At 42.6% G+C, this 6,324-nt stretch carries 4 protein-coding genes; all 4 read left to right on the top strand.

From position 1 onward, the window contains the following. The coding region (locus tag M3630_RS31225) for an IS3 family transposase (RefSeq protein ID WP_483298460.1) at positions 1-90 on the top strand (90 nt) is incomplete at its 5' end. A gap of 790 nt (positions 91-880) precedes the next feature. After that, on the top strand, positions 881-3,097 hold the full coding sequence (locus tag M3630_RS22570) for a S8 family peptidase (protein WP_251253596.1): 2,217 nt from the start codon (positions 881-883) through the stop codon (positions 3,095-3,097). A gap of 993 nt (positions 3,098-4,090) precedes the next feature. Beyond that, a complete protein-coding gene (locus M3630_RS22565; protein ID WP_251253595.1) occupies positions 4,091-4,627 on the top strand; it encodes a hypothetical protein in 537 nt (178 codons plus the stop codon). Between the two features lie 281 nt (positions 4,628-4,908). Further along, positions 4,909-6,150: a DUF4073 domain-containing protein gene (locus M3630_RS22560; RefSeq protein ID WP_251253594.1), complete on the top strand. Its 1,242-nt coding sequence runs from the start codon at positions 4,909-4,911 to the stop codon at positions 6,148-6,150. Positions 6,151-6,324: the final 174 nt, after the last annotated feature.

The raw sequence follows: 6,324 nt of genomic DNA, 5'->3' as shown, positions 1-6,324 counted from the left end.
GAAAATTACATCTGTTTTTATAACCAAGATCGAATTCAGGAAAAATTGAACTACCTGTCTCCATACGAGTATGGGAAACAGGTAGCCTAGGTGCTTTTTCAACGTCTCATTAATTAGGGTCAGTCCACAATTGACCAGAGGGGATTTTTTATGGCTAAAAAAGGACAAACATTTAGAATTTATACGGAAGAGGAAAAAATGGAAGCCGTAAACGTCTTTACGAGACCGGAGTATCTTCTAGAGAAGTCGCCAGAAGATTAGGCATTCCAGAAAAAAGACAGGTGTTGGACTGGGTTAATAAGGTTCGTAGTGGGGAGGCACTAACAGCTTCTCGATCAAATCAGGCATGGCGAAAAGGGCGTCCAAAAACCAAATTCACAAGCGTTGAGGAAGAGTTAGCATACATAAAAGCGGAGAATGAATATCTAAAAAAGCGATATCCAAATCTAAACGGGGAGTGACTTCGAAGAAAGCAAGGTTCTCAATTATTGAACAAATGCAAACCAAATATCGATTATCATGGCTGCTCAGTTTTGCAAAAGTATCCCGTGCAGGATATTACAAATGGAGAAAGTCCAGAGAGACATCTGTTCGACGTAGCGAAAAACTAAGAAAAGGCACCCGCGCGGTGCTTTTTCTTTTGCAAAACAAACTCAATAGGATAAGTTTACTAGGCTTACACTTAGTTACAAAAGTTTACACTCCAGGAGATTTCAGCGAGAGAACAGGACTCTTTGATAAAATGGAGACAAGCAAATAGGAACTGAGCCACTCGGGACGCCGGGTGGCTTTTCTATTTGTGTCGTATGCTTCTGATTTTAAGCTATTAATCTAGGTGGATCAGTTAACATACGAAATTTCGAGAACAAGGAGAGGGATTATGAGTAAAATTCACCTGATTACCTTCAAGGAACACGACAACGGGAAGAACAAAACCAAGCTCGAAAAGCATCTTCAGAAACACGCTTCGAAGAAAATGGCTAAGAAGCCAAAAATGCATGATGAACTGAAACATACTCCTCGTGTATTCGTAATCGAAGATGCCAATGAAGAACTGTTGGAAGACCTTCGTAATGACCCAGATGTTATGTTCGTTGAAGAGGATTCTGTAGTTTATCCTGCCATGGCTCAAAGCCCTGCTGAGTGGTCGCATACAATGATGGACATTACGGCTTTCCATTCTCGTGGTTATACTGGCGCTGGTGTTAAAGTTGGTTACTTGGATACTGGTGCGGCACCCCACGAAGACTTGGTTTATGCTGGGACGTACAACGCAAACAGCACAACCGTTCCTGCTGGTGCAGATAGTCATGGTCACGGAACCAAAGTAGCTGGTATTATCGGTATGCGTAACAATACTCTTGGTTATGTCGGTATCGCACCTGACTGCTTGCTGTATGGCGTAAAAGTTGATAGCAACGATGGCTCTGGTGCAATGAATAGTTCTGCCATTCTTAAAGGAACTGACTGGCTAGTAGGACAAGGAGTAAAAATCATCAGTTGCAGTTTCGGTTCAGAAACTAACAGTCCTACTCGTGAAACACAATGGCGCGACCACTTCAACAACAACGGTGTCCTGTTCGTTTGTGCGGCTATGAATGAGGCAAATGGTGGTCAGTATTCTACAGACCCAGACCCAGACGACTGTGTGTTCTACCCTGGCAAATACGATTTTGTTATCACCGTAGGTTGTGTAACCGATTCTGGTAGAATTGCGGCCTATTCAAGTCGTGGTAAGGCTGTTGACGTTTCTGCTGTTGGTGACGGTGTAATGTCCACTCGACCAAGTGATGCAAACTACGCTGGTACTGACTGGGTTACTCCAAGCACACTGTACAGTTCCTTCAATGGAACATCTTGTGCCACACCACATGCGGCTGGTATTCTTGCACTGTATAAACAAATGTACCCTAACTACACAGCTACACAACTTCGTAACCTTTTCGAATCTAACGTTATCGACTATGGTGTTGAGGGTCAAGACATCGCTTATGGTAAGGGTATGCTAGTTTCTCCTTGGACATCCAAGACCGTTACTCGTGCTACCTTGACTGGTTCTAGTGTGTCTGGAACTCTTGTTGCAGGAAAGCCAATCATCTATAAGTATGTTCCTACCGTTTCTGGTAAGTACACGCTGACCACATCTGGTGCAATCACTCCACGAGTAGACGCATATGGTGTTGGTGGAAACCGTGTTACTGGTTCTAACTCAACTTCCCCAACTGTTGCAGACTTCGTTGCAGGAAACACCTATTACATTGGTGTATATGGATTTCCTTACACTCAAGCAGGTTCCTTTACTTTGTCCCTGTCTAAGACTGGTGAACTCGCAAGTGGTGATGGCTCCTCCTTTGCTGAATCAATCATTTTGCCTGTTGGCACTGTGGCAAGTAGTATCCCAGCTACAACCAATAAGTATGTGATTTTCCGCTTCGTTGCTCCAAGCGCTGGCTCCTACACATTCGAGACATGGAATGCCGCTATCGACTTGAAAGCTGACCTGTACAATGTCAATCTGGATAAACTGGCGAGTTCCGATGACGAGGGCAATGGAAGCAACCCAATGTTTACTCGCACTATGGCGGCAAACGAGGTTGTCTACATCAAAGTCATGCCATACAACAGTAGTAACACAGGTGCTTTCGACATGAAGGCTACTGCTGGTACTAGCGGTGGAACTGGAAGCATTCGCAAGACAGAAGACTTCGAAGGCTCAATGACCACCTACACATGGAGTGGAGATTGGGATGATTCGAAAATTAGTGCATCTACCGGTTCTTGGAGCTACAAGAGTTATGCAATCGGTCACGGTGGCTCTTCTCAAGCTTCGTTCACCGAGACTATCCCAACGACTGGTGTTAGCCCGAAAGTGATTTTCGACTACCGTGTAAGCTCCGAACAAAACTACGACTTCTTTGAAGTTCTGGTTAACGGAGTTAGCAAGTTGAAAATCTCCGGTTCTACTGGTTGGGTTCTCAACCATGAAATTGCGCTTGGAACGGGTTCTCAGACCGTCGCATTCAAGTATTACAAAGACGGGTCCTCTTCTGCTGGTGACGATGCGGCGTTTATCGACAACGTGCGTATCAGTTACTAATTTCACTCCCCCCTGCTGAAATATGCAGGGGGGTTATTTTTTTCAAATGGTTGCAAGGGATTCGGTCAGCCATATTGTACTATGAGAAAGTCGAGAGCTTTTTCATCCCATCTTGGGGAAGCACACAAATAAGTCTTTCCTAGCACTACTAGATTAAAATCAATATCAAGTTAGCTCCAGAGAATAAAAACTTTTTCATTTACATACACTACCAATATTTAGATTATATAAACAACTAGAGCATAATGGTTATTCCTATTAATGTGAATTATTGGAAATTGATTCGTGTATTCATACCTCAGCTTTCTGTTTGGAAAAAAGTTGTGGTTGCATGTACCCATGTTGTTCTCATGAAATGGGAACGAAGGTTCTGTTTTGGAGAGATACGAATTGTCCATAAAAATTAACGATTCGATTGGAATGGGCTTCAAGCTGCCAGAGCATGTAGCGGCGCTGAATCAACCATCGTACTAAGCTCATCTTTTGTTAAATCACGACCGATACAATCCCGAATACCATGTACAAACGGTCTGTATTGCTCAACTTGCCATTCTTCCATTATCAAACCTTCTGGACGGAATGAAGATGCGAGATCACGTTCAATCCATTCCATGCGTCCGCGTTTTGTTAACCCCTTTATATTGCAAATCCATATCTATATACGCTCCCTTGAGATTGAAGTTGTTGACCAGTTGTTGATGATCTGTTGACCAAACTCGTCAACAAGCACCCAAAATTACCGCATACGAACGGAGGTGCGAACGGGTTTAAGTGTTGATAAATATAGGTTTTTTTTCCAAGTCCCCATAATATAAAAGATCATCACTGCCACTCGAGTCGGGTGGATTTTTCTTTTTTTACAAGATAAATAGATTCCTTCGTGGAGTCCAACCGGTGACGTCGATTTCTCCAAGCAAGAAAAATTAGCAAGTCTGGGACGATGGTGTAATACAGTGGTGTTAATATAAAATTAAAAAAGGAAAAAAAAACCTCATGAAGAGATCATTCTCCATCATATTTGGTTTATCCCTTATTTTTGCTTCTTGCAGCACAACATCGCCGGAGCCTACGCATAATCAATTCCAAATGACTTTGAAAGACGTATTCAAACATCAACACACATCCTCTGTCTATCAGTTTGAACTTATTACGAAAGAACTCTCCAATGTAAAAGACAAAGAGAGGTTGGCATATCTATCAGGAATGATTGATAGCAATTTGATTCCAAACCCCCTTTTCCTCCCATCCATTATCTTTACCAATGAAGAAACAAAACAGATGATAGCAGATGAACAATTACAATCCGCAATCGTAACATTGTACCAGAATAAAAAAGAATATCTTAAAAAGATTCAGTCATTAGTAAATGAGAATAACCTTATGGAGATCGAAGGGAAACAAGATGAATTCAAGAAACTAAGTGAACTTATGGGGAAAATAAATGATGATCGGCTTTTCAGTAAAGATAAGCAAAAGGTTGATTCATTTAAGAAAGATCTAGAAATTGTTATTCAGGCATTCCCAAAATAAGAAAATGATATTTTATAGAATCAAAAACAAGGGAGGTACAGGATTGGGTTAGGGTCCTGTGCCTTTTTTTCTATAATCAGGCGGGTATTAAGTACCTTTTTGCTCCATTCTAGCAATCTTAATGTTGGTTTAATGTTTTCTTTATGTTGGACATTTACTATTTATGGTGTAAGAAAACAACAAAACACACATAAAAACAACTGAAAGGTGGAGTGACATCAGGGAAATGCTGGTAAACCGGATAGCCGTCTTGACGAAAAACAGATGAGGAGAGATCCGTAATGAAAAAAATGGTATCTAGTATCGCTGCTTCTGCCATTTTGTTGGGTGGAATTCTGCCAGTCGTTGATTCCGCTCATGCAAAAGACAAATTTTCTGAGAAAAAGATGACGATGACATTTGACGTGATCAGTGACATCCAGGGAGACCTCCGAGATTTTAGTCACGTTTTGCAAGACATCGATGAGGAAAATCCAAAGTCCAAAGCGCTAATCATTAACGGTGATATTACTCCTCGCGGTTACGATTTTGAATATCAAGCCGTACAAGATGTGCTCGATAAAAATCCTCATCCTGAAAATGTGTGGTACAGCATCGGTAATCATGAGTTTTATGTGCCGAAGTGGAAGAATCCCCAAACGCTTGCACAAAGTAGCTGGCCAAACGGGACAACGGAAGAAGAGTTGTTCGATAACTTCTACCAATTCAGCGGAGAAGACAAAGTCTATCACCAAAAAGAAATCAACGGATATCCCTTTCTCTTCCTCGGCACAGAAAAATACATGAAATACCACGATCCAAAATTGTGGGATGAAGTATACATGAGCGACGAGCAACTGGATTGGCTGAAAGATAATCTGAAGCGTTATAGCAAGAAGGACAAGAATAAGCCCATTTTTGTATTCTCCCACCATGTGCTCCCGGACAGTATCTCGGGCTCCAGACAAAGTCCATACACGAACGATTACCTGGATGTGGACAAGCTCCTTGACATCTTGAAAGACTATCCGCAAGTTGTTTTCTTCTCAAGCCACACCCATTGGGACCTGAATCTGCCGGACTGGGCAGGCAAAAAGAAAGTCAAAGGCGGAGACAAACGAGGCTTTACTGTCGTAAACACGGCCGGTATTGAAACGGGATGGATGTCAGCAGGTCCAGAAGGCGGCGAGAAAGTCACGCCAGATGGAGGGGATTTCAAGCAAGGGCTGCGCTTGCAAGTGTACGGTAATGATGTCGTCATCCAAGCGTATGATTACCAACATGACAAAGTCATTAAGAAGCTCAGCATCCGTAATGGAAAAATCGAGCAGTTGCCGCCGGATGTACAGGCAGACGATGATGATAATGTGCTTGTCAACGCGACGCAATACATGGAGTACGCAGTTGGCAAGCAAAAAAACTGGCGGAATTTTGATCCCGAAAATCCACCAACATTTCCAGGAAACCAGGTCGTGTATGTCCGTCATAAAGGGGAAATGAACCTGGAAGTCGGCACGCCAATCATGGTCAAATTCAAGAAATAACGGAACTGCGGTGCATTGTTCGTCATAAGAGGGCCGATCGGGTCCTCTTTATTTGTGCCCCACTCAACTTCGTTCGAGTATTCATACCAGTTGATGAAGAGCAGCTAGACAAAAAGCAGGGAGCGGTAGAAGGCCGTTTCCTGCTTTTTGCGATAGGAAGGACGAAGGTTTACA

This window comes from Brevibacillus sp. MER 51 (assembly GCF_023714195.1).
In the GTDB taxonomy this organism is placed as follows: Bacteria; Bacillota; Bacilli; order Brevibacillales; family Brevibacillaceae; genus Brevibacillus.
This window is presented reverse-complemented; position numbering and strand designations above follow the sequence as displayed.

What these genes read in the sequence shown, in the direction of transcription:
- M3630_RS22570 (WP_251253596.1), top strand. Translation starts at nt 881, where the DNA reads ATGAGTAAAATTCACCTGATTACCTTCAAGGAACACGACAACGGGAAG.
- M3630_RS22565 (WP_251253595.1), top strand. Translation starts at nt 4,091, where the DNA reads ATGAAGAGATCATTCTCCATCATATTTGGTTTATCCCTTATTTTTGCT.
- M3630_RS22560 (WP_251253594.1), top strand. Translation starts at nt 4,909, where the DNA reads ATGAAAAAAATGGTATCTAGTATCGCTGCTTCTGCCATTTTGTTGGGT.